Here is a 20,842-nt window from a genome sequence, read left to right on the forward strand (position 1 = left end):
CAGGGAATGCCTTTGTCATCTTATTCTGGATTTCCCCATGAGTTCTGTTGCTGTGTTCAGCAAAGCCTCGCCGTTCGATGCATTGCAACGCTGGCTGCCCAAACTGGTGCTGGCGCCGAGCATGTTCATCGTGCTGGTGGGCTTCTATGGCTACATCCTGTGGACGTTCGTGCTGTCGTTCACCACCTCGACATTCCTGCCCAACTACAAGTGGGCCGGTCTGGCGCAATACGCGCGGTTGTTCGACAACGATCGCTGGTGGGTCGCGAGCAAGAATCTCGCGATGTTCGGCGGCATGTTCATCGGCATCACCTTGGTGATCGGCGTGTTGCTGGCGGTGTTCCTCGACCAGCGTATCCGTCGTGAAGGCTTTATCCGCACCATTTACCTGTACCCGATGGCGCTCTCGATGATCGTCACCGGTACCGCTTGGAAGTGGCTGCTCAACCCGGGCATGGGCCTGGACAAATTGTTGCGTGACTGGGGCTGGGAAGGCTTCCGTCTCGACTGGCTGATCGACCCGGATCGCGTAGTGTATTGCCTGGTGATCGCTGCTGTATGGCAAGCCTCGGGCTTCATCATGGCGATGTTCCTCGCCGGCCTGCGCGGGGTTGATCAATCGATCATCCGTGCCGCGCAGATCGATGGCGCGAGCATGCCGCGCATCTACTGGAAAGTCGTGCTGCCAAGCCTGCGTCCGGTGTTCTTCAGTGCCGTGATGATTCTGGCGCACATCGCGATCAAGAGCTTCGACCTGGTTGCGGCGATGACGGCCGGTGGTCCGGGTTATTCCTCCGACCTGCCAGCCATGTTCATGTACTCCTTTACCTTCAGTCGCGGCCAGATGGGCATGGGCTCGGCCAGTGCGATTCTGATGCTCGGTGCGATTCTCGCGATCATCGTGCCTTACCTGTACTCCGAGCTGAGGACCAAGCGTAATGACTAGTCTCGCTGCCAAATCCCCCATCAGCCTGAGTCGCATCGCGATCTACGCGGTGCTGATCCTCGCGGTGCTCCTGTATCTGGTGCCGCTGGTGGTCATGCTGCTGACCAGCTTCAAGACCCCGGAAGACATCGGCACCGGCAACCTGCTGAGCTGGCCGACCGTGGTCACCGGCATCGGCTGGGTGAAAGCCTGGGCCACCGTCGACGGCTACTTCTGGAACTCGATCAAGATCACCGTCCCGGCCGTGATCATCTCCACCGCCATCGGTGCGTTGAACGGCTATGTGCTGTCGTTCTGGCGCTTCCGTGGTTCGCAACTGTTCTTCGGCCTGCTGCTGTTCGGCTGCTTCCTGCCGTTCCAGACCGTGCTGCTGCCGGCCTCGTTCACCCTCGGCAAGATGGGCCTGGCGAGCACCACCACCGGCCTGGTGTTCATTCATGTGGTTTACGGCCTGGCGTTTACCACGCTGTTTTTCCGTAACTACTACGTGAGCATTCCCGATGCATTGGTGAAAGCCGCACGCCTTGATGGCGCAGGGTTCTTCACCATTTTCCGGCGGATCATTCTGCCGATGTCGACGCCGATCATCATGGTTTGCCTGATCTGGCAGTTCACCCAGATCTGGAACGACTTCCTGTTCGGTGTGGTGTTCTCCAGCGGTGATTCGCAGCCGATCACGGTGGCGCTGAACAACCTGGTCAATACCAGCACCGGCGCCAAGGAATACAACGTTGATATGGCAGCGGCGATGATCGCCGGCCTGCCGACCCTGCTGGTCTATGTGGTCGCAGGCAAGTATTTCGTGCGCGGGCTGACGGCCGGCGCGGTCAAGGGGTAATCATGGCAACGCTCGAACTTCGCAACGTAAACAAGACTTATGGCCCCGGCCTGCCGGACACCCTGAAAAACATCGAACTGTCGATCAAGGAAGGTGAGTTCCTGATCCTCGTCGGCCCGTCGGGCTGCGGCAAGTCGACCCTGATGAACTGCATTGCCGGGCTGGAAACCATCACCGGCGGCGCGATCATGATTGGCGATCAAGACGTCAGCGGCATGAGCCCCAAGGATCGCGACATCGCCATGGTGTTCCAGTCCTACGCCTTGTACCCGACCATGAGCGTGCGCGAGAACATCGAGTTCGGTCTCAAGATTCGCAAGATGCCGCAGTCGGCGATCGACGAAGAAGTCGCTCGCGTGGCCAAGCTGTTGCAGATCGAACACTTGCTCAACCGCAAGCCGGGCCAGCTCTCCGGTGGTCAGCAACAGCGTGTGGCGATGGGCCGTGCGTTGGCGCGTCGGCCGAAGATTTATCTGTTCGACGAACCGCTGTCCAACCTCGACGCCAAGCTGCGCGTCGAGATGCGCACCGAAATGAAACTGATGCACCAGCGTCTGAAAACCACCACGGTGTACGTGACCCACGACCAGATCGAAGCGATGACCCTGGGCGATAAAGTGGCGGTGATGAAGGACGGCATCATTCAGCAGTTCGGCACGCCAAAAGAGATCTACAACGACCCTGCCAACCTGTTCGTGGCGAGCTTCATCGGTTCGCCGCCGATGAACTTCATCCCGCTGCGTCTGCAACGCAAGGACGGTCGTCTGTTGGCGCTGCTCGACAGCGGCCAGGCCCGTTGCGAACTGCCGATGGGCATGCAGGACGCCGGTCTTGAAGACCGCGAAGTGATCCTCGGCCTGCGCCCGGAACAGATCGTTCTGGCGAACGGCGAGGGCAACGGCCTGCCGAGCATTCGCGCTGAAGTGCAGGTTACCGAGCCGACCGGTCCGGACACGCTGGTGTTCGTCAATCTGAACGACACCAAGGTCTGCTGCCGTCTGGCGCCAGACGTGGCGCCGCAAGTGGGCGAGAGCCTGACGCTGCAATTCGATCCGTCGAAAGTGTTGTTGTTTGATGCCAAGACTGGCGAGCGGTTGGGTGTTGCCGGTCAAGCACAGACCGATGCGCGGTCTGCGAACGTGGCCCAATTCAAAGGCCGGTGAAGAACAAATGTGGTAGCGAGCCTGTTCGCGAAAGCGGTCTGACATCCAGCACTGATGTCGCCTGATACACCGCATTCGCGAGCAGGCTCGCTCCCACAAAGGAGCACGCGGTGGATTGCCTGTAATCCATCGCACTTTATGTAAACCGCGTTAGATAAAAACAGTTAATAACAATAAAGACGAGGATGTAGGGATGAAAATGAAACACGTCAATGCCCGGTTGATCTGCCAAGTGTCAGCTGCGGCAGCACTGGTGCTGGCCGGCAATGCGATGGCGGCGGATGCTTTCAGCTCCGACTCCAAATGGATGACCGGTGACTGGGGTGGCGAGCGGACCAAGCTGATCGAGCAGGGTATCGACATCAAGGCCGACTACGTTGGGGAAGTCGGTGGCAACCTGAACGGTGGCTTCAACGACGACAAGACTGCGCGTTACGCTGACCAGTTCGGTCTGGGCGTGGCACTCGATCTGCAAAAGCTGTGGGGCTGGGACAACACTCAGGCCAAGATCCAGCTGACCAACCGTAACGGCTACAACATCTCCAACGACCGTGTTGGTGATCCGCGTGCCGGCACCTTGAGTTCGTCGCAGGAAGTCTACGGCCGTGGCCACATGGTGCGTCTGACCCAGTTGTGGATTCAGCACCAGTTCTTCGACAACAAACTCGACGTCAAGGCCGGTTACTTCGGTGAAGGCGAAGACTTCAACACCTTCCCGTGCGACTTCCAGAACCTGGCGTTCTGCGGTTCGCAAGTGGGTAACTGGGCGACCAACATCTGGTACAACTGGCCCGTCAGCCAGGCCGCGATCCGTGTGAAGTACAACATCAATGATGAGCTCTATGCTCAGATCGGTGCGTACAACCAGAACCCGTCGCAACTGGAGCACGGCAACGGCTTCAAACTCAGCGGCAGCGGCACCAAAGGCACCGTTTTGCCGGTCGAACTGGTCTGGTCGCCGAAGGTTAACAGCCTGCCGGGCGAATACCGCGTCGGTTACTACAAGAGCACGGCGGACGCTGATGATGTTCGTGAAGACATCAATGGTTTCGACGCTGCCACTACTGGCGACGCCTACAAGACCCACAGCAGCAAAAGCGGTTACTGGTTCGTGGCGCAACAGCAACTCACCAGCCATAACGGTGATGCGACCCGCGGCCTGAACATCGCGGCCAACGCCACGTTCCACGACAAGGACACCAACTTCATCGACAACTATCAGTCGCTGATGTTTGTCTACAAAGGCCCGTTCGACGCGCGTCCCAAGGATGACGTCGGTATCGGCGCGGCGCGTATCCACGTCAACAAGGACGTGAAGCGCAACGCTGAACTGTTGAACGCTTCCAACGGTGTGTCCGACTACGACAATGCCGCGTTCTCGCCAATTCGTGAAACCGAATACAACTACGAGATCAACTACGGCTTCCACGTCACCAACTGGCTGACCGTGCGTCCTAACCTGCAATACATCACACACCCGGGCGGTGTTGATGAAGTGGACAACGCTCTGGTCGCCGGCCTGAAAATTCAGTCGGTGTTCTAACGCGTCTGCGATAAGCTCCTCTCTATGTGCGCATATTTGCGGACAGCGAGGGGCGTTCTCAATTGTTTGTACCCGCCACGGTGGGAAAACCAATTGAGAACGCCCCTTAGGCTGTCCGCTTTTTTTTGGGGCAGGCGCCGCCCTGTGAAAGACGATTTCAGGACTGTGGTCCCATGCATGAGCATCCGCTGCAACGCTTCTTCAAATCCCTGCGCGAGCAACCTGTTTTCGCTTGGGAGCGCTATCAGATGCGCGACGTGTTGGTGATCGATCATCCGCTGTGTCAGGCGGTGTTCAGTCGTCAGGGCGCGCAGTTGCTGCACTTTCAGCCGCGCGGGCAAAAGCCGTGGTTGTGGTGTGCGGCGAAGTGGCCGCATGTGGGTGCGATTCGTGGTGGCGTGCCGGTGTGCTGGCCGTGGTATGGCCGCCATCCAAGCGAGAACGCGTGGCCGTCCCATGGTTGGGCGCGCCTGCTCGACTGGAAGTTGCTAGACAGCAGCAGCGCTGAAGATGGCGTGCGCCTGCACTGGCAATTGCAATTGTGCGACTGGCAGGTTGAGCTCCATGCTCACCTTGGCGAACGCATGGAATTGCGCTTGAGCACCGAGCATCAGGACGACATGGCATGCCAGTTGAGCCAGGCTTTGCACGCTTACTGGCGTATTGGCGATGTCGGTGAGATAGCGCTGTCTGGACTCGAAGGCGCGCAAGGTTATGACCAGTTGAACCGCCAGGCTTGCCAGCAGGAAGGCGAGTTGCGGGTCGACGGCGGCTGTCAGCGGGTGTTCCAGCACGATGGCGAATTACAGCTCAAGGATCACGCCTGGCAGCGCGAGTTGTGCATCGATACGGGTGACAGTGCAGACACGGTGGTGTGGCATCCGGGCTCGCGGCCGTTGCTGGGCGTTAGCTGGGATGAGGTGTTGGAGTTTGTGTGTGTTGAAGCCGCGGCGGGGGGCACCGACAGTCTGCATCTGGCGCCGGGGGAGAAGGCGCATTTGAGTTTGCAGGCGTGGGCGGCTGCCTGAATTTGTACTGTTGCTGCTGGCCCCATCGCTGGCAAGCCAGCTCCCACAGGTTCGGTGGTAGTCATCGATTTTGCGTACGACGCCGACACTGTGGGAGCTGGCTTGCCAGCGATGAGGCCGGATCATTCAATAAAGAATCATCAGACCTCAGTTGAACTCATCCCCAACCGGATACCGGCTCGCATTCAAGCTCTCTTTGATCTTGCGCAGATGCGGCTGGAAATCCACCCCGCGACGCAACGTCATCCCGGTCGCCAACACATCCAGTACGGTCAACTGAATGATCCGCGAAGTCATCGGCATATAAATGTCGGTGTCTTCAGGCAATGGGATGTTCAGGCTCAAGGTACTGGCCTTGGCCAGCGGCGAATTCTCGGCGGTCAAACCCAGCACCGAAGCACCGTTCTCGCGAGCAATGCGCGCCACTTCCACCAGTTCACGGGTGCGGCCGGTGTAGGAGATGATCACGAACAGCTCGCCGGTGTGCGCCACCGAAGCAATCATCCGCTGCATCAACACATCGGCATGCGCTGTCACCGCCAGGTTGAAACGGAAAAACTTGTGCTGCGCATCCAGGGCCACCGGCGCCGAAGCCCCGAGGCCGAAGAAGTGAATCTGCCGCGCCTGAATCAACAGGTCGACGGCACGGCTGATCAGGTTCGGATCAAGCGCCTGACAAGCGCTGTCCAGTGAGGCAATGGCACTGCCGAAAATCTTCTGCGTGTACGCTTCGGGATTGTCATCGGCCTCGACCGCCCGGCTGACATACGCCGCGCCGCTGGCCAGGCTCTGCGCCAGTTGCAGCTTGAGCTCGGGGTAGCCGCTGACGCCGAACGAGCGGCAAAAACGGTTGACCGTCGGCTCACTCACCGACGCAGCCTGGGCGAGGGCGGCGATGCTGAAGCGGGTGGCCTGCTGCGGGTTGAGCAGGATCACTTCGGCGACTTTGCGTTCGGCCTTGTTCAGGTCTTCAAGGCGACTCTGGATCTGTTCCAGTAAATTTCGCACGCGATCCATATGGAATTCCTAATTCACCTGCGCAAAGGTGCGCCGGGCTATGCAAATTGGGCCTTTGATATCGCCCGTAACGGTGGCCTATCCTACTGATGGCTCCGACCGACCACCACTCGGAATCTATATTTTGCGAAAATGTTGTGTTTATTACTACATTTTCCCTTGAGTGATGCCTTGAAAAAAGGTATTTGTAGCTTAACTTGATAAAAGAACAAACATCATGCCTTCGATTACGGTTGAACCGTGCACCTTTGCCTTGTTCGGCGCTCTTGGCGATCTGGCCCTGCGCAAGTTGTTTCCTGCCCTTTATCACCTCGATGGCGCTGACCTGTTGCACGAGGACACGCGCATCATCGCGCTGGCCCGTGAAGACGGCTCCGAGCAGCAGCACCTGGCATTCATCTCCGCCGAATTGCGCCGCTACGTCGGCAACGAGTTGAACGAGGCCGTCGCCGAACGTTTTCTGGCGCGCCTGACCTACCTGCACGTCGACTTCCTCAAGGCTGAAGATTACGTCTCGCTGGCCGAAATGGCCGGCAGCACGCAACGCATGATTGCCTACTTCGCCACTCCGGCGGCGGTGTACGGCGCGATCTGCGAGAACCTGGCGAATGTCGGGCTGGCAGAAAACACCCGCGTGGTCCTGGAAAAACCGATCGGCTCCGATCTGGAATCCTCGCGCAAGGTCAACGACGCCGTGGCGCAGTTCTTCCCGGAGAACCGCACCTACCGAATCGACCACTATCTGGGCAAAGAAACCGTTCAGAACCTGATCGCCCTGCGTTTCGCCAACAGCCTGTTCGAAACCCAGTGGAACCAGAATTACATCTCCCACGTGGAAATCACCGTGGCCGAGAAGGTCGGTATCGAAGGCCGCTGGGGCTATTTCGACAAGGCCGGCCAACTGCGCGACATGATCCAGAATCACCTGTTGCAGCTGCTCTGTCTGATCGCCATGGACCCGCCGGCCGACCTGTCCGCCGACAGCATCCGTGACGAGAAAGTCAAAGTGCTCAAGGCGCTGGCGCCGATCAGCCCGGAAGGCCTGACCACTCAGGTCGTGCGCGGCCAGTACATCGCCGGTTACAGCGAAGGCAAATCCGTACCGGGCTACCTCGAAGAACCGAATTCCAACACCCAGAGCGACACCGAAACCTTCGTCGCCCTGCGTGCCGACATCCGCAACTGGCGCTGGGCCGGCGTGCCGTTTTACCTGCGTACCGGCAAACGCATGCCGCAGAAACTCTCGCAGATCGTCATTCACTTCAAGGAACCGTCGCACTACATCTTTGCCCCCGAGCAGCGCCTGCAGATCAGCAACAAACTGATCATCCGCCTGCAACCGGACGAAGGTATTTCCTTGCGCGTGATGACCAAAGAGCAGGGCCTGGACAAAGGCATGCAATTGCGCAGCGGTCCGCTGCAACTGAATTTCTCCGACACCTGGCGTAGTGCGCGGATCCCCGATGCCTACGAGCGGTTGTTGCTGGAAGTGATGAACGGCAATCAGAACCTGTTTGTCCGTAAAGATGAAATCGAAGCCGCGTGGAAGTGGTGTGACCAGTTGATCGCCGGGTGGAAAAAATCCGGTGACGCGCCCAAGCCGTACGCGGCCGGGTCGTGGGGGCCGATGAGCTCCATTGCATTGATCACGCGGGACGGGAGGTCGTGGTATGGCGATATCTGATGTGAAACTGCCTGCGGGCGTGAATGCCCACGCATTCAAGAGCCCGGTGCTGTTGGCCGAAGGTCTGGCGCTGAATGTGGCCAAGCAACTGAGCGATGCCATTGCTGCACGCGGCAACGCGGTGCTGGTGGTGTCCGGCGGTCGCAGCCCGGTGGCGTTTTTCCAGCATCTGGCCGAGCAGGAGCTGGACTGGTCGAAGGTCGTCGTGACCCTCGCCGACGAGCGCTGGGTGCCGGTTGAACATGCCGACAGCAACGCCGGTCTGCTCAAGCAATATTTGCTCAAGGGCCCGGCCGCCAAGGCGCAATTCCTCAGCCTCTACAGCGCTGCGGCGAATGTCGAGCAGGCTGCCGAACAGGCTGACCGTTTGCTCGCCGAGTTGCCGCCGATTGATGTGCTGGTGCTGGGCATGGGCGATGACGGCCACACCGCGTCGCTGTTCCCCGACAGCCCGAACCTGGCCCAGGCGCTGCAAACCGACGGCTCGCGTCGTTGCTGGCCGATGCTGGCGCCAAGTGTGCCGCGTCAGCGCCTGACCATGAGCCGTGCGCTGCTGGCTTCGGCCAAACACAAGATTCTGTCGATTTCCGGTCAGTCGAAACTGACCACCCTGAATGCCGCGCTGGCATCCGATGACGTCGCGGCCATGCCGGTGCGCGCGTTTCTGCAACCTACGTTAGAGATTTACTGGTGCCCATGAGCCAAGGAACAGCCGCTATGACAACCCCATCCCCGACCGTTTCCATGGCGGACAAAGTTGCCCTGATCGACAGCATCTGCGCCAAGGCACGGATCCTGCCGGTGATCACCATCGCCCGCGAACAGGACGTGCTGCCGCTGGCCGACGCCCTCGCTGCCGGTGGTCTGACCGCGCTGGAAGTCACCCTGCGCTCACAGTTCGGGCTCAAGGCCATCCAGATCCTGCGTGACCAGCGCCCGGAGCTCATGACCGGCGCCGGCACTGTGCTGGATCGCAACATGCTCGCGGCAGCTGAGGCGGCCGGCTCGCAATTCATCGTCACCCCAGGCATTACCCGTGACCTGCTCGAAGCCAGTGTCGACAGCCCGATTCCGCTGTTGCCGGGCATCAGCAACGCCTCCGGGATCATGGAAGGCTACGGTCTGGGTTATCGCCGCTTCAAGCTGTTCCCGGCGGAAGTCAGCGGCGGCGTGGCCGCGATCAAAGCCCTCGGCGGTCCGTTCGGCGAAGTGAAATTCTGCCCGACTGGCGGCGTCGGCCCGGCCAATATCAAGAGCTACATGGCGCTGAAAAACGTCATGTGCGTGGGCGGTAGCTGGATGCTTGATCCTGAGTGGATCAAGAACGGCGACTGGGCCCGCATTCAGGAATGCACCGCCGAGGCGTTGGCGCTGCTGGACTGATCAATACCTGACACTTCGTTGTGTGTTCTACGGCTTTACGGTGCGCTTGGTCGGTGCACCGTTTTTTTTTGCCTGTAGAAAACGGGCGCTCCCTTGTTTAAAAACAGCATCAAAGGATCGCAGCCTGCGGAAGCTCCTACAGGTGGCGTGACAGTTTTTCTGTAAGAGCTGTCGAGTGAAACGAGGCTGCGATCTTTTGATCTTGCTTCTAATGAACCAGGTCATCGGTTACTCAGCGATACATAGTTACCGCACCGCAAATTTTTCGTGGCGCTAACCTTGCGTTCATCCTATGGAAGAGAGGACGTACTCATGGAGCGAGATCTCGCATCAACCGCACAGCAGTCGCTGTATCAACTGGCCCCCGAGCAAATCGCCGGGCCATTCTTTCGCAACCCCAAACTCTTGCGGCGCAACATCAGCGAGGGTGCTGAAGGGTTGCCGCTGATCCTGCGTCTGACCATCGTTGATGCCATGACCGGCGAGCCCGTCAAAGGTGCGCTGGTGGATATCTGGCATTGCAACGCAAGGGACGCGTACTCGGGCTGGAGCCGCCTCAATCCGGACGCGGAAGTCGATGTCGCGGCCATCGGCTCTATCCCGCGCACGGACGATGACACTTACCTGCGCGGCAGCCAGTTCTGTGATCACATGGGCCGCGCCCGATTTACCACCGTCTATCCCGGGTTCTATGCCGGGCGCGCGCTGCACATCCATGTGGCGGTGCGCATCGTTGCCGGTAACGAATACCTGGAGGAGCGCAATGTCGCCTGGGTCGGCCAGCTGTATTTTCCCGAGGTGGTTTCCCGGTCAGTGCTCAATGCCCAGGCCTACCGCGGGCGAGCGTCGTTACCGCTGAACAACGCCGAGGACGTGCTCTATGCCAGCCAGAACGGTGAAGCTTCGACGCTGGCGGTCTGGCCGATCGGTCGAGAGTCGCACGAGGACGGCTTCTTCGGCCACCTGACCATCGGCATCGACACCTTCGCGGTGTCGTCGCAGATCAAACCCGAGGACTTCGACAAGTACACGGTTTGAGCCAGTCAACGCAGCTCGTTGAGCGCGCGGGTCAGTAACTGCATGTCGATGGCGGTGGTGGTCACCCCCGGCGTAATACGGATGCATGGCCCGCACGCGGCGCCGGTGCGCACCACGGTGAACAGCTTGTATTTATTGAGCAGTCGCTCGGCCATCAACTGTTGATCGTCATGGCGGGTGAAGCGCATCGCCGTGATCCCGCAATACAGTCGCGGATCATCCGGGGTCATGACTTCGATACCGGGCAAGTGGCGCACGGCGCTGACCCAAAGATTGCGCAGGTAGTTGAGCCGCGCACCTTTGGCCGCAGCGCCTCCAAGTGAACGGTGTTCCTCGAACACCAGCGGCAAAGTCATCAGCGCCGGGATGTTCGGCGTTCTGTACGACGTGCGTGCGCGGATGTCGTTGCGTGGGTAATGCATCTCGCCCATGTCCGGATCGATATCAGCCAGGCGTTGCGGGGCGATATAGAGAAAGCCGAGGGTCAGCGGCGCGCCGATCCATTTGTGCAGGTTATAGCCGGCGAACGCGATACCCATGGCTTCGAGATCGAATTCCATCTGCCCCAGCGCGTGGGCGCCGTCGAGGATGATATCGACGCCATGTTCCTTGGCCAGCGCGGCAATCGCCTGTACCGGCATTACCAGGCCGGTGCGGTGGGTAACATGGGTCAGCGCCATCAACTTGAGTTTCGGGTGGCGAATGAACGTCTCGCGATACGTCTCCAGCAGGCTGTCGAAACTGGCCGGATGCGCGTGCGCTATCTCGATCACCTCGACGCCGCGATGCCTTGCCAGCCAGCGCATGGCCCCCTTGACCGTGTCGTACTCCAGATCACAGATCAACACCTCATCGCCCGGTTGCAGGCGGTTGTAGTTGCGGATCAGCGATTGCAGGCCTTCGGTGGCGTTGCGGGTGAACGCGATACTCTGCGCACGCACGCCGATCAGCTCGGCCAATTGTGCCCGGATCTCGAGGTTGTCGTGCTGTTCGAAGCGTTGGCGTACATACACCGAGTTGCTGTTGTTGATCATCTCGATGTTGCGCTGATACTCCTCGATCACCGTGCGCGACATGCGCCCGAAGTAACCGTTTTCCAGGTTTATCGGCGCGGATTGAGCGTCGTAGCGATTGCCGAACGTTTGCCAGAAGTCTTCATCACGGGCGCGGCGGGTGTTATCAGGCATGGTCGGCTTAACTCTGATAGAGAAGGGCGCTTCAGTGGCGCGGGGCAGGTTTGCCGTGTTTGGCGCGCAGTGGTTCGAGCAAGTCCGAGAGGCCGTTGTGGTCGATCTCCTGCATCAATGCCAGCAAGCCACCGAGCTCGCCGTGGGGAAACCCCTCTCGGGCAAACCAGTTAAGGTAAGGCCCTGGCAGGTCGGCAATGATCCGGCCCTTGTATTTGCCGAAGGGCATTTCGCGGGTGATCAGCAGTTCGAGTTTTTCTGGATTCATCGGTTTTCGTCTGGATTCAAATCAGATTGAAAAATACAGGCATTCTGCATGCAGGCCAAATGACAGATCATGCAAATTACCGAGATACAGATAGTTCATTTATCTTTAACTTGTTGATTTATAACGTTTTTTAAAAAACAAAAAAGCTGGCACGCACTCTGCAATATCCCTTGCATCTTTCATCAACCCGCAAGGAATTGAAAAATGACCGACGTTAATAAAGAAGCCATCTCTGTACTGAACGACCTGATCGAAACCAGCAAAGACGGTCAGGAAGGGTTCAAGACTTGCGCTGAAGACATCAAGCATCCTGAACTGAAAACCCTGTTCGCGACTCGCTCCGCCGATTGCGCCACTGCCGCTGCCGAGCTGCAAGCTGAAGTTCGCAAACTGGGTGGCGATCCGGAAACCTCCACCAGTGTCAGCGGTGACCTGCACCGTCGCTGGGTCGACGTCAAAGCCATGTTTACCGGCAAAGACGAAGAAGCCGTGCTGAACGAAGCCGAGCGCGGTGAAGACCACGCCCTCAAGGCTTATCGTGAAGCCATCGAAAAAATCAACAAACACAACCTGGTCGGTATTCGTGATCTGGTTGAACGTCAGTACCACGGCGTACAACGTAACCACGACCAGGTGAAAGCCCTGCGTAACCAGGCCCGCGCACGCTCGTAAGCGTCCGTAGGCTGTATAAAAAACGCCAGCTAGCCTGGCGTTTTTTTATGTCTGGGTGGAAAGATTTTCCTGACGCAGCGCAATCAATCAGCCAATGCTGATCGCCGGCAACGTCGGCAGCGTCACCGTCTGCTGCTTGCGCGGCGCCAGAATCTCGGCCTCGCCATCCACGACCAACTCATCACGCTGGTTGAACACGCGAGTGGCAATGCGCACGCGAAACTTTGGCAGCTTCTCGAGAATTTCCAGACGTACAGTCAAGGTATCGCCAATCTTCACCGGCTTTTGAAAGCTCATCTGCTGACCGATATAAATGGTGCCCGGCCCAGGCAGTTCGCAGGCCACCGCCGCACTGATCAGCGCGCCGCTGAACATGCCGTGGGCGATGCGCTCCTTGAACATGCTGGCGGCGGCGAACTCGGCGTCCAGGTGCACCGGGTTATGGTCGCCCGACATCGCGGCGAACAGCTGAATGTCACGCTCTTCGACAGTCTTGCTGTAGCTGGCGGTCTGGCCGACTTCGAGGGCTTCGTAAGGGATGTTGGTAACCTGGGTCATCGGTCTCGATTCCTGTGATGGATTGGATCAATCCACAAAAATTTATTCGCTGCGCTGAGGGCGTGGATGGCTCAGGGTCTGGTCGATCCAGGCCAGCACATCGGCGATCACTTCGTCGCGATTGGTTTCGTTAAACAATTCGTGCCGCGCCTGCGGGTAGATCTTCAGTTGCAGGTTCTGGCTGCCGGCCGAGCGCAATGCATCAGCCAGATCTTTCAGACGTTTGCCATCGCTCACCGGATCACATTCACCACCGATTACCAGCAGCGGCAGGCCCGGAGCGATCTGGGCGAGATTGGACGCTTTGCTGATTTGCTGCAAGCCGCCGAGCAAGTCGATCCACAGCTGATTGGTGCAGCGAAAACCACACAGTGGGTCGCTGGTGTACTTGTCGACTTCAGCCGGATCGCGGCTCAGCCAGTCGAAAGGTGTGCGCACCGGTTTGAATTTTTTATTGAACGAGCCGAACGACAGCCACTCGATCAGCGCGCTGCGTCCCTTGCCGCCCTGGCGCAGCTTCTCCAGACGGGCGATTTGCCGCGCCGCACCATAGAGCGCCACTGGTTGAAAATTCGAGCCACTGAGAATTGCCCCGTGCAGACTGGCGCTGTGATGCAGCAGATAACCCTGGGCGAGGTAACTGCCCATGCTGTGGCCGAGCAGGATGATCGGCACGCCGGGATGCTGCTGGCCGATGTGTTGGTTGAGACTGGCCAGATCACCGACGACTTTGCACCAGCCGTCGTCATCGGCGAAATGTCCGAGGGTGCCGTTATCGGCGGTTTTACCATGGCCGCGAAGATCCGGGGCATACACGCCGTAACCTTTGTCGCAAAACGTGTCGGCTAATCGGGCATATCGAGTGCTGTGTTCCGCCATGCCGTGGGCCAGCAGGATCACCGCTTTGAGTGGCCCGGGCGGCAGCCAGCGATTGACGTACAGGCGGCTGCGGTCACTCGCGTCCAGCCATAAGGTGTCGTGGGTCATGGCGATTCCTTTGCTCAGAGTCGGCACATTGTATAGCGCGTCTGATCAGCCCACGCCACGGCACGAAGATTCACACGATCAATGAGGACCACGCCCATATTTGCCTGAATGGCCATAACTGCTAGTGTCCGTGAAGCTCCGCTTTTTCAGAAATGACAGAAAGCGGCCCGGATCGGCTCAGGTAAAGAGGACAAGAACAATGCAACCTGATTTCTGGAATGACAAACGCCCCGCCGGCGTGCCGCTGGACATCGACATGGGGGAGTTCAAGTCGGTGATCGAGGTGTTCGAGCGTTCCTGCAAGAAGTTCGCGGATCGCCCGGCGTTCAGCAACATGGGCGTGACCTTGACCTACGCCGAGCTTGAGCGCCAGAGCGCAGCCTTCGCCGGTTACCTGCAGGCGCATACCGATCTGGTGCCGGGGGATCGCATCGCGGTGCAGATGCCCAACGTCCTGCATTACCCGATTGCCGTGTTCGGTGCGTTGCGTGCCGGGCTGATCGTGGTCAACACCAACCCGCTGTATACCGCGCGGGAGATGCGCCACCAATTCAAGGATTCCGGCGCGCGAGCGTTGGTCTACCTGAACATGTTCGGCCAGAAAGTCCAGGAAGTGCTCCCCGACACCGACATTCAATACCTGATCGAAGCGAAGATGGGCGACCTGATGCCCACCGCCAAAGGCTGGCTGGTCAACACTGTGGTCAGCAAAGTGAAGAAGATGGTCCCGGCGTATTCACTGCCGCAGGCGATCTCCTTCAAAAGCGCGCTGCGCATGGGCCGCGGTCTGGGCATCAAGCCGCTGAAGGCCGGCCTCGACGATATCGCCGTGTTGCAATACACCGGCGGCACCACAGGCCTTGCCAAGGGGGCAATGCTCACCCACGGCAATCTGGTGGCGAACATGCAGCAAGTGCGCGCCTGCCTTGCGCAACTCGGCCCGGATGGTCAGCCGCTGCTGCGCGAAGGCCAGGAAGTGATGATCGCGCCGCTGCCGCTGTACCACATCTATGCCTTCACCGCGAACTGCATGTGCATGATGGTTTCCGGCAACCACAACGTACTGATCACCAATCCACGGGACATTGGCGGGTTCATCAAGGAGTTGAAGAACTGGAAGTTTTCGGCGCTGCTGGGCCTCAACACCCTGTTTGTCGCATTGATGGAGCATCCGGATTTCAAGACCCTGGATTTCTCCACACTGAAACTGACCAACTCCGGTGGCACGGCGCTGGTGAAGGCGACGGCCGAACGTTGGGAGCAGATCACCGGTTGCCGCATCACCGAAGGTTACGGCTTGACCGAAACCTCGCCGGTGGCCTGCACCAACCCGTACGGCGACCAGTCGCGTCTGGGCACAGTCGGTTTGCCAGTGCCGGGCACGCTGTTGAAAGTGATCAACGATGACGGCGTCGAGCAGCCCATGGGCGAGCGTGGCGAGTTGTGCATCAAAGGCCCGCAGATCATGAAAGGCTATTGGAACAAACCCGAAGCCACCGCCGAAGTGCTGGATGCTGAGGGCTGGTTCAAATCCGGCGACATCGCGGTCATCGATACGGACGGGTTCGTGCGCATTGTGGATCGCAAGAAAGACATGATCATCGTTTCCGGTTTCAACGTGTATCCGAATGAGATTGAGGACGTGGTCATGGCCCACCCGAAAGTCGCCAACTGCGCGGTGATCGGTGTGCCGGACGAGCGTTCTGGCGAGGCGGTGAAATTGTTCGTGGTGGCGCGGGAAAGCGGGGTCAGCCTTGAAGAGCTGAAGGCTTATTGCAAGGAGAATTTCACAGCGTACAAAGTGCCCAAGCACATTGTGTTGCGTGAGTCGTTGCCGATGACGCCGGTCGGGAAGATTCTGCGGCGTGAGTTGCGCGATATCGCATAAAGGGCAAAAGCGCAAAGATCGCAGCCTTCGGCAGCTCTTGCATGGGAATGCGTTTCCTGTAGGAGCTGCCGAAGGCTGCGATCTTTTGCTTTCAAGGCCCAAAATTCAGGGGCTTTAGGGGTGTTCTAGGATTTTTGCTCTAAAATGACTGCTAGAAAGTCTTGAGTCATCAATGTGACTGTAGGGGCCGCTTTTGGCTCTAGTCGACCCTCGGCAAAGCTGCTACTCTCGGCGCGCTTTGTGACTTCTCGGCCTATATACAAGCCAGATTCACCAATACAAAACACACACCAATAATAATCGCATCAAATGCGGTGAAGAATTCGCGTTGCTGAGGAGTGGGCTTCCATGATCGAAGACTTTTGGAAGGATAAATACCCGGCTGGAATTGCTGCCGACATCAATCCAGACGAGTATCCGAACATTCAGGCAGTGTTGAAGCAATCCTGCCAACGCTTCGCCGACAAACCGGCTTTCAGCAACCTGGGCAAGACAATCACCTACGGTGAATTGTATGAATTGTCCGGCGCGTTTGCCGCGTATCTGCAACAGCATACCGATTTGCAGCCCGGTGATCGAATCGCCGTGCAACTGCCCAACGTTCTGCAATACCCGGTGGCCGTTTTCGGTGCCATCCGCGCCGGGCTGATCGTGGTCAACACCAACCCGCTGTACACCACGCGGGAAATGGAACACCAATTCAACGACTCCGGTGCCAAAGCGCTGGTGTGCCTGGCAAACATGGCGCACCTGGCCGAAGCCGTGGTGCCGAAAACCGGCGTCAAACACGTCATCGTCACCGAAGTCGCCGATCTGCTGCCGCCGATCAAGCGCTTGCTGATCAACAGCGTCATCAAGTACGTGAAGAAAATGGTCCCGGCTTATCACTTGCCAAAAGCCGTCAAGTTCAACGACGTGCTGAGCAAGGGCCAGGGTCAGCCTGTGGCTGAAGCCAACCCGCACAGCGGTGATGTGGCGGTGCTGCAATACACCGGCGGCACCACCGGCGTGGCCAAAGGCGCGATGCTGACCCACCGCAACCTCGTCGCTAACATGCTGCAATGCAAGGCGCTGATGGGTTCCAATCTTAACGAAGGTTGCGAGATCCTGATCACGCCGCTGCCGCTGTACCACATCTACGCGTTCACCTTTCATTGCATGGCGATGATGCTGATCGGCAACCACAACATCCTGATCAGCAACCCGCGCGACTTGCCGGCGATGGTCAAGGAACTGTCGAAGTGGAAGTTCAGCGGTTTCGTCGGCCTGAACACGCTGTTCGTGGCGCTGTGCAACAACGAAGGTTTCCGCAAGCTGGATTTCTCGGCGTTGAAAGTCACCCTGTCCGGCGGCATGGCCCTGCAACTGGCCGCTGCCGAACGCTGGAAAGCGGTCACCGGTTGTGCGATCTGCGAAGGTTACGGCATGACCGAAACCAGCCCGGTGGCCACGGTCAACCCGATCCAGCACATCCAGATCGGCACCATCGGCATTCCGGTGCCATCGACCCTGTGCAAGGTCATCGACGATGCCGGTGTCGAGCAGCCGCTGGGTGAAATCGGCGAGCTGTGCGTCAAGGGCCCGCAGGTGATGAAAGGTTACTGGCAGCGTCAGGACGCCACCGATGAAATGCTCGACAGTGACGGCTGGCTGAAAACCGGTGACATCGCGCTGATACAGCCGGATGGCTACATGCGTATTGTCGATCGCAAGAAAGACATGATTCTGGTCTCCGGTTTCAACGTGTACCCGAACGAGCTGGAAGACGTGCTGGCAACCCTGCCGGGCGTGTTGCAGTGTGCAGCCATCGGCGTGCCGGATGAGAAGTCGGGCGAGGCGATCAAGATTTTCATCGTCGCCAAACCAGGCGTGACGCTGACCAAAGAACAGGTGATGGAGCACATGCGCGCCAACGTCACCGGTTACAAGGTGCCGCGCTCGGTGGAGTTCCGCGATGCGCTGCCGACCACCAACGTCGGCAAGATCCTGCGCCGCGAACTGCGCGACGAAGAGCTGAAGAAGATCAAGGCGAAAAACGCCGCGTAAACAAAAAGCCCCGCAGATGCGGGGCTTTTTGTTGGTGCAGACTGTAGATGTGCGTTGCCTGTGATGGCGTCTTCGCGAGCAGGCTCGCTCCCACTTTTGACCGTATTTCAACTGACGGAGCGCGGTTGAATGTGGTAGCGAGCCTGCTCGCGAAGCTTTGGCTTTTTCTGTTACTGACGAAACGGCGCGAAATTCACGTTAGTCCCCGTCGGACGCATGTCCTGCAGATACGAATCCTTGTCCGCACTCAATTCCAGGCTCAACGCAGCCTTGCGCTTGCCTTCGTTACGAATCACCAGCCCTTCGAGCTTCTCACGCAGAAATACGGTCGGCACTTTCAGGTGCAGCAGTTCGTCGGTAGCCGGTGTGTGCATCAGCAGGTGAATCCACTCGTACTGACCGACGGCCAGACGCGCCACCGGCAGGTCGAACCACCAGATGTTGCGGTTACGGTTCAGTTCGGCGAAGTGGCAGTTGTTGACGCCGAGCACGGCACCGCCCAGTTCCTGGTTTCTACGGGCAATGGCCAGCTTTTTATCGAGTTTCATAACATTCCTGCGGGATCGGTTCTCTGGCGCACGGCGCCCATAGGTGCGCATTCTCGGGGCTGGGCGAGCAAACATAAAGCCCAACCTGCACGCCGCGACGAAATGAGCCGCTAAAAATAAATGAAACTTGGCGCAAAAGCGGCCTGTCAATGATTACGTAATGACTTTCCCCTAACTGCACCAAGGAGAAACACCATGAGTAGCACAGGCGATAAAGTAAAAGGCATGGCCAACGAAGCAGTCGGCAACGTCAAGCAAGGCATCGGTAAAGCTACCGACAATGACAAAATGCAGGTCGAAGGCAAAATCCAAGAGAAGAAAGGCGAAGCCCAGCAAGCTGTTGGCAAAGCCAAAGACGCAGTGAAGAACACTGTCGACAAGGCGTAATCCGGCCTTGAACGTAGGACACGAGCGGCCATCCAAGGATGGCCGTTTTTGTGTCAAAAGACTGCGGTTATCCTGCAAGGGTCGCCAAACAGGCTACCGTGATGTAAAAAACGGCCCCTGAGTCGCCACGACTTCAACCTGTATTGCGGCGAAAGGAGACGCGAATGATTTTTCCGGACATGAAAGGTCTGCCCCTGCACCGGGTGATGGTGCGCACGGTCACTGAATTCATCGACGACGAGATGTCGACCTACGCCTCGGCACTGGCCTACCAGATGCTGTTCTCGCTGTTCCCGTTCATCCTGTTTCTGATTGCCCTGATCGGTTTCCTGCACCTGCCGGACTTCTTCTCTTGGCTGCGCCTGCAGTCGGAGCTGGTGCTGCCGCCACAAGCGCTGGAGCAGGTCAACCCGGTGATTGATCAGTTGCAGCAGTCCAAGGGCGGCTTGCTCTCGGTGGGTATCGTCATTGCCTTGTACACCGCGTCTGCCGGTGTGCGCCTGATGATGAGCGCAATGAACGCCGCTTATGACGTTGTCGAAGGCAGACCTGTCTGGAAGCGCTTCCCGTTGTCGATCGTCTACACCGTCGGCATTGCCGGCATGTTGCTGGTGGCGGCGGCGCTGATGGTGCTCGGGCCGCAGGTGATGGGCTGGATCGCCGCGCAGGTGGGGCTTGAGGAATTCATCGTCACCCTGTGGACCATCGCGCGCTGGCCGGTCATCGTGATTCTGATGATGGTCGCCGTGGCACTGATCTACTACGTGATGCCGGACGTCAAACAGGAATTTCGCTTCATCACGCCGGGTTCGGTATTGGCCGTGGTGGTGTGGATCATTGCCTCGTTGGGCTTTGCGTTTTACGTAAAAACCTTCGCCAACTACAACGCGATGTATGGCAGCATCGGGGCGATCATTGTGCTCTTGCTGTACTTCTACATTTCCGCTGCGGTGCTGCTGCTCGGCGCGGAGATGAATGCGGTGATCGAGCACATGTCGAGCGAAGGCAAGGACGCGGGCGAGAAAGTCCCCGGCGAACTCGATGAAACTCCCAAACAACACGTCTCGGGCCTGGGTCGCGATCACTCGATCAAGCCGGACACTGACGAAGCCAGATCATGATTCGTGAAATTCTTAAAATGGGCGACGAGCGCCTGCTGCGTATCGCCCCCCCGGTTCCGCCCGAAATGTTCGACAGCCCTGAGCTGTGGCAACTGATCGACGACATGTTCCAGACCATGGAAAGCGTCGGCGGCGTCGGCCTGGCCGCGCCGCAGGTCGGTGTCGATCTGCAACTGGTGATCTTCGGTTTCGAGCACAGCGAACGTTACCCGGACGCCGAAGCGGTACCGCAAACCATCCTGATCAATCCGCTGATCACGCCGCTCAATACGTTGACGGAAGAAGGTTTTGAAGGCTGCCTGTCAGTGCCCGGTTTGCGGGGGGCGGTGGATCGCTTTCAGCTGATTCGCTACGAAGGGTTTGATCCGAAGGGCGAGCCGATTGTGCGGGTCGCTTCAGGTTTTCATGCACGGGTGGTGCAGCATGAATGCGACCATTTGATCGGCCGGTTGTACCCGTCGCGGATTACTGATTTCAGCAAGTTCGGTTTTACCGAAGTGATGTTCCCCGACCTTGATCCCGCAGCGGACGAATAAACCG

The 20,842-nt window shown here is 58.5% G+C and carries 21 protein-coding genes; 15 read left to right on the forward strand and 6 right to left on the reverse strand.

Annotated elements, in window-relative coordinates:
- The first annotated feature begins 37 nt into the window (after positions 1 to 37).
- From H8B20_RS06915 to H8B20_RS06935, 5 genes are all read left to right on the forward strand, one after another.
- Positions 38 to 946 (forward strand): carbohydrate ABC transporter permease, encoded by a 909-nt coding sequence (locus tag H8B20_RS06915; RefSeq protein ID WP_042560606.1) that lies wholly within the window; start codon positions 38 to 40, stop codon positions 944 to 946.
- A complete protein-coding gene (locus tag H8B20_RS06920; RefSeq protein WP_042560605.1) occupies positions 939 to 1,784 on the forward strand; it encodes a carbohydrate ABC transporter permease in 846 nt (281 codons plus the stop codon). Before H8B20_RS06915 ends, H8B20_RS06920 begins: the two co-directional genes overlap by 8 nt.
- A gap of 2 nt (positions 1,785 to 1,786) precedes the next feature.
- Complete coding sequence (locus H8B20_RS06925) at positions 1,787 to 2,947, forward strand: ABC transporter ATP-binding protein (protein ID WP_042560604.1); 1,161 nt, start codon at positions 1,787 to 1,789, stop codon at positions 2,945 to 2,947.
- 193 nt (positions 2,948 to 3,140) lie between these two features.
- Positions 3,141 to 4,490, forward strand: coding sequence for a carbohydrate porin (locus H8B20_RS06930; RefSeq protein WP_210622704.1), 1,350 nt, complete (start codon positions 3,141 to 3,143; stop codon positions 4,488 to 4,490).
- A 173-nt stretch (positions 4,491 to 4,663) separates the two neighbouring features.
- Entirely contained in the window at positions 4,664 to 5,518 is an 855-nt protein-coding gene (locus H8B20_RS06935) for a D-hexose-6-phosphate mutarotase (protein ID WP_210622705.1), read from the forward strand.
- Positions 5,519 to 5,665: 147 nt separating this feature from the next.
- On the opposite strand, the gene H8B20_RS06940 is transcribed toward H8B20_RS06935, so the two are convergent.
- On the reverse strand, positions 5,666 to 6,526 hold the full coding sequence (locus H8B20_RS06940; protein ID WP_171057240.1) for a MurR/RpiR family transcriptional regulator: 861 nt from the start codon (positions 6,524 to 6,526) through the stop codon (positions 5,666 to 5,668).
- A 226-nt stretch (positions 6,527 to 6,752) separates the two neighbouring features.
- On the opposite strand from H8B20_RS06940, the gene zwf reads away from it, so the two are divergent.
- The 4 genes from zwf (at position 6,753) to H8B20_RS06960 (ending at position 10,640) form a co-directional block, all read left to right on the forward strand.
- Positions 6,753 to 8,219, forward strand: a complete 1,467-nt coding sequence (gene zwf, locus H8B20_RS06945; RefSeq protein ID WP_210622706.1) for a glucose-6-phosphate dehydrogenase — start codon at positions 6,753 to 6,755, stop codon at positions 8,217 to 8,219.
- Positions 8,206 to 8,919, forward strand: coding sequence for a 6-phosphogluconolactonase (gene pgl / locus H8B20_RS06950; RefSeq protein WP_210622707.1), 714 nt, complete (start codon positions 8,206 to 8,208; stop codon positions 8,917 to 8,919). Before zwf ends, pgl begins: the two co-directional genes overlap by 14 nt.
- Before the next feature lie 17 nt (positions 8,920 to 8,936).
- Entirely contained in the window at positions 8,937 to 9,602 is a 666-nt protein-coding gene (locus H8B20_RS06955; RefSeq protein WP_042560599.1) for a bifunctional 4-hydroxy-2-oxoglutarate aldolase/2-dehydro-3-deoxy-phosphogluconate aldolase, read from the forward strand.
- Between the two features lie 312 nt (positions 9,603 to 9,914).
- The gene (locus H8B20_RS06960) at positions 9,915 to 10,640 is read left to right on the forward strand and encodes an intradiol ring-cleavage dioxygenase (protein ID WP_210622708.1); all 726 of its coding nucleotides are present in this window, start codon (positions 9,915 to 9,917) and stop codon (positions 10,638 to 10,640) included.
- Positions 10,641 to 10,645: 5 nt separating this feature from the next.
- On the opposite strand, the gene H8B20_RS06965 is transcribed toward H8B20_RS06960, so the two are convergent.
- Both H8B20_RS06965 and H8B20_RS06970 read right to left on the reverse strand, forming a co-directional pair.
- Entirely contained in the window at positions 10,646 to 11,827 is a 1,182-nt protein-coding gene (locus H8B20_RS06965) for an aminotransferase class V-fold PLP-dependent enzyme (protein ID WP_210622709.1), read from the reverse strand.
- A gap of 31 nt (positions 11,828 to 11,858) precedes the next feature.
- Positions 11,859 to 12,095, reverse strand: a complete 237-nt coding sequence (locus H8B20_RS06970; RefSeq protein WP_003227425.1) for a DUF3820 family protein — start codon at positions 12,093 to 12,095, stop codon at positions 11,859 to 11,861.
- Positions 12,096 to 12,299: 204 nt separating this feature from the next.
- On the opposite strand from H8B20_RS06970, the gene H8B20_RS06975 reads away from it, so the two are divergent.
- A complete protein-coding gene (locus H8B20_RS06975; protein ID WP_047300134.1) occupies positions 12,300 to 12,767 on the forward strand; it encodes a ferritin-like domain-containing protein in 468 nt (155 codons plus the stop codon).
- A gap of 87 nt (positions 12,768 to 12,854) precedes the next feature.
- On the opposite strand, the gene H8B20_RS06980 is transcribed toward H8B20_RS06975, so the two are convergent.
- Positions 12,855 to 13,325 (reverse strand): MaoC family dehydratase, encoded by a 471-nt coding sequence (locus tag H8B20_RS06980; RefSeq protein WP_003227420.1) that lies wholly within the window; start codon positions 13,323 to 13,325, stop codon positions 12,855 to 12,857.
- A 42-nt stretch (positions 13,326 to 13,367) separates the two neighbouring features.
- Complete coding sequence (locus H8B20_RS06985; protein ID WP_210622710.1) at positions 13,368 to 14,312, reverse strand: alpha/beta hydrolase; 945 nt, start codon at positions 14,310 to 14,312, stop codon at positions 13,368 to 13,370.
- A 199-nt stretch (positions 14,313 to 14,511) separates the two neighbouring features.
- On the opposite strand from H8B20_RS06985, the gene fadD2 reads away from it, so the two are divergent.
- Together fadD2 and fadD1 are read left to right on the forward strand one after the other, a co-directional pair.
- Positions 14,512 to 16,200 (forward strand): long-chain-fatty-acid--CoA ligase, encoded by a 1,689-nt coding sequence (gene fadD2, locus H8B20_RS06990; protein WP_210622711.1) that lies wholly within the window; start codon positions 14,512 to 14,514, stop codon positions 16,198 to 16,200.
- Between the two features lie 348 nt (positions 16,201 to 16,548).
- Complete coding sequence (fadD1, locus tag H8B20_RS06995) at positions 16,549 to 18,246, forward strand: long-chain-fatty-acid--CoA ligase FadD1 (protein WP_042560593.1); 1,698 nt, start codon at positions 16,549 to 16,551, stop codon at positions 18,244 to 18,246.
- 170 nt (positions 18,247 to 18,416) lie between these two features.
- Here fadD1 and H8B20_RS07000 read toward each other — a convergent pair whose 3' ends face one another.
- The gene (locus H8B20_RS07000; protein WP_042560592.1) at positions 18,417 to 18,794 is read right to left on the reverse strand and encodes a hypothetical protein; all 378 of its coding nucleotides are present in this window, start codon (positions 18,792 to 18,794) and stop codon (positions 18,417 to 18,419) included.
- Positions 18,795 to 18,989: 195 nt separating this feature from the next.
- Between H8B20_RS07000 and H8B20_RS07005 the strand changes: the two genes are divergently transcribed.
- The 3 genes from H8B20_RS07005 (at position 18,990) to def (ending at position 20,838) form a co-directional block, all read left to right on the forward strand.
- Entirely contained in the window at positions 18,990 to 19,181 is a 192-nt protein-coding gene (locus H8B20_RS07005) for a CsbD family protein (protein WP_042560591.1), read from the forward strand.
- A gap of 164 nt (positions 19,182 to 19,345) precedes the next feature.
- Positions 19,346 to 20,302: a YihY/virulence factor BrkB family protein gene (locus H8B20_RS07010; protein ID WP_200612258.1), complete on the forward strand. Its 957-nt coding sequence runs from the start codon at positions 19,346 to 19,348 to the stop codon at positions 20,300 to 20,302.
- A complete protein-coding gene (gene def / locus H8B20_RS07015) occupies positions 20,299 to 20,838 on the forward strand; it encodes a peptide deformylase (RefSeq protein ID WP_042560589.1) in 540 nt (179 codons plus the stop codon). The genes H8B20_RS07010 and def overlap by 4 nt, the downstream gene beginning before the upstream one ends.
- Positions 20,839 to 20,842 lie beyond the last annotated feature (4 nt).

The organism is Pseudomonas sp. P42 (assembly GCF_017973755.1).
Classification (GTDB): domain Bacteria; phylum Pseudomonadota; class Gammaproteobacteria; order Pseudomonadales; family Pseudomonadaceae; genus Aquipseudomonas; species Aquipseudomonas iridis.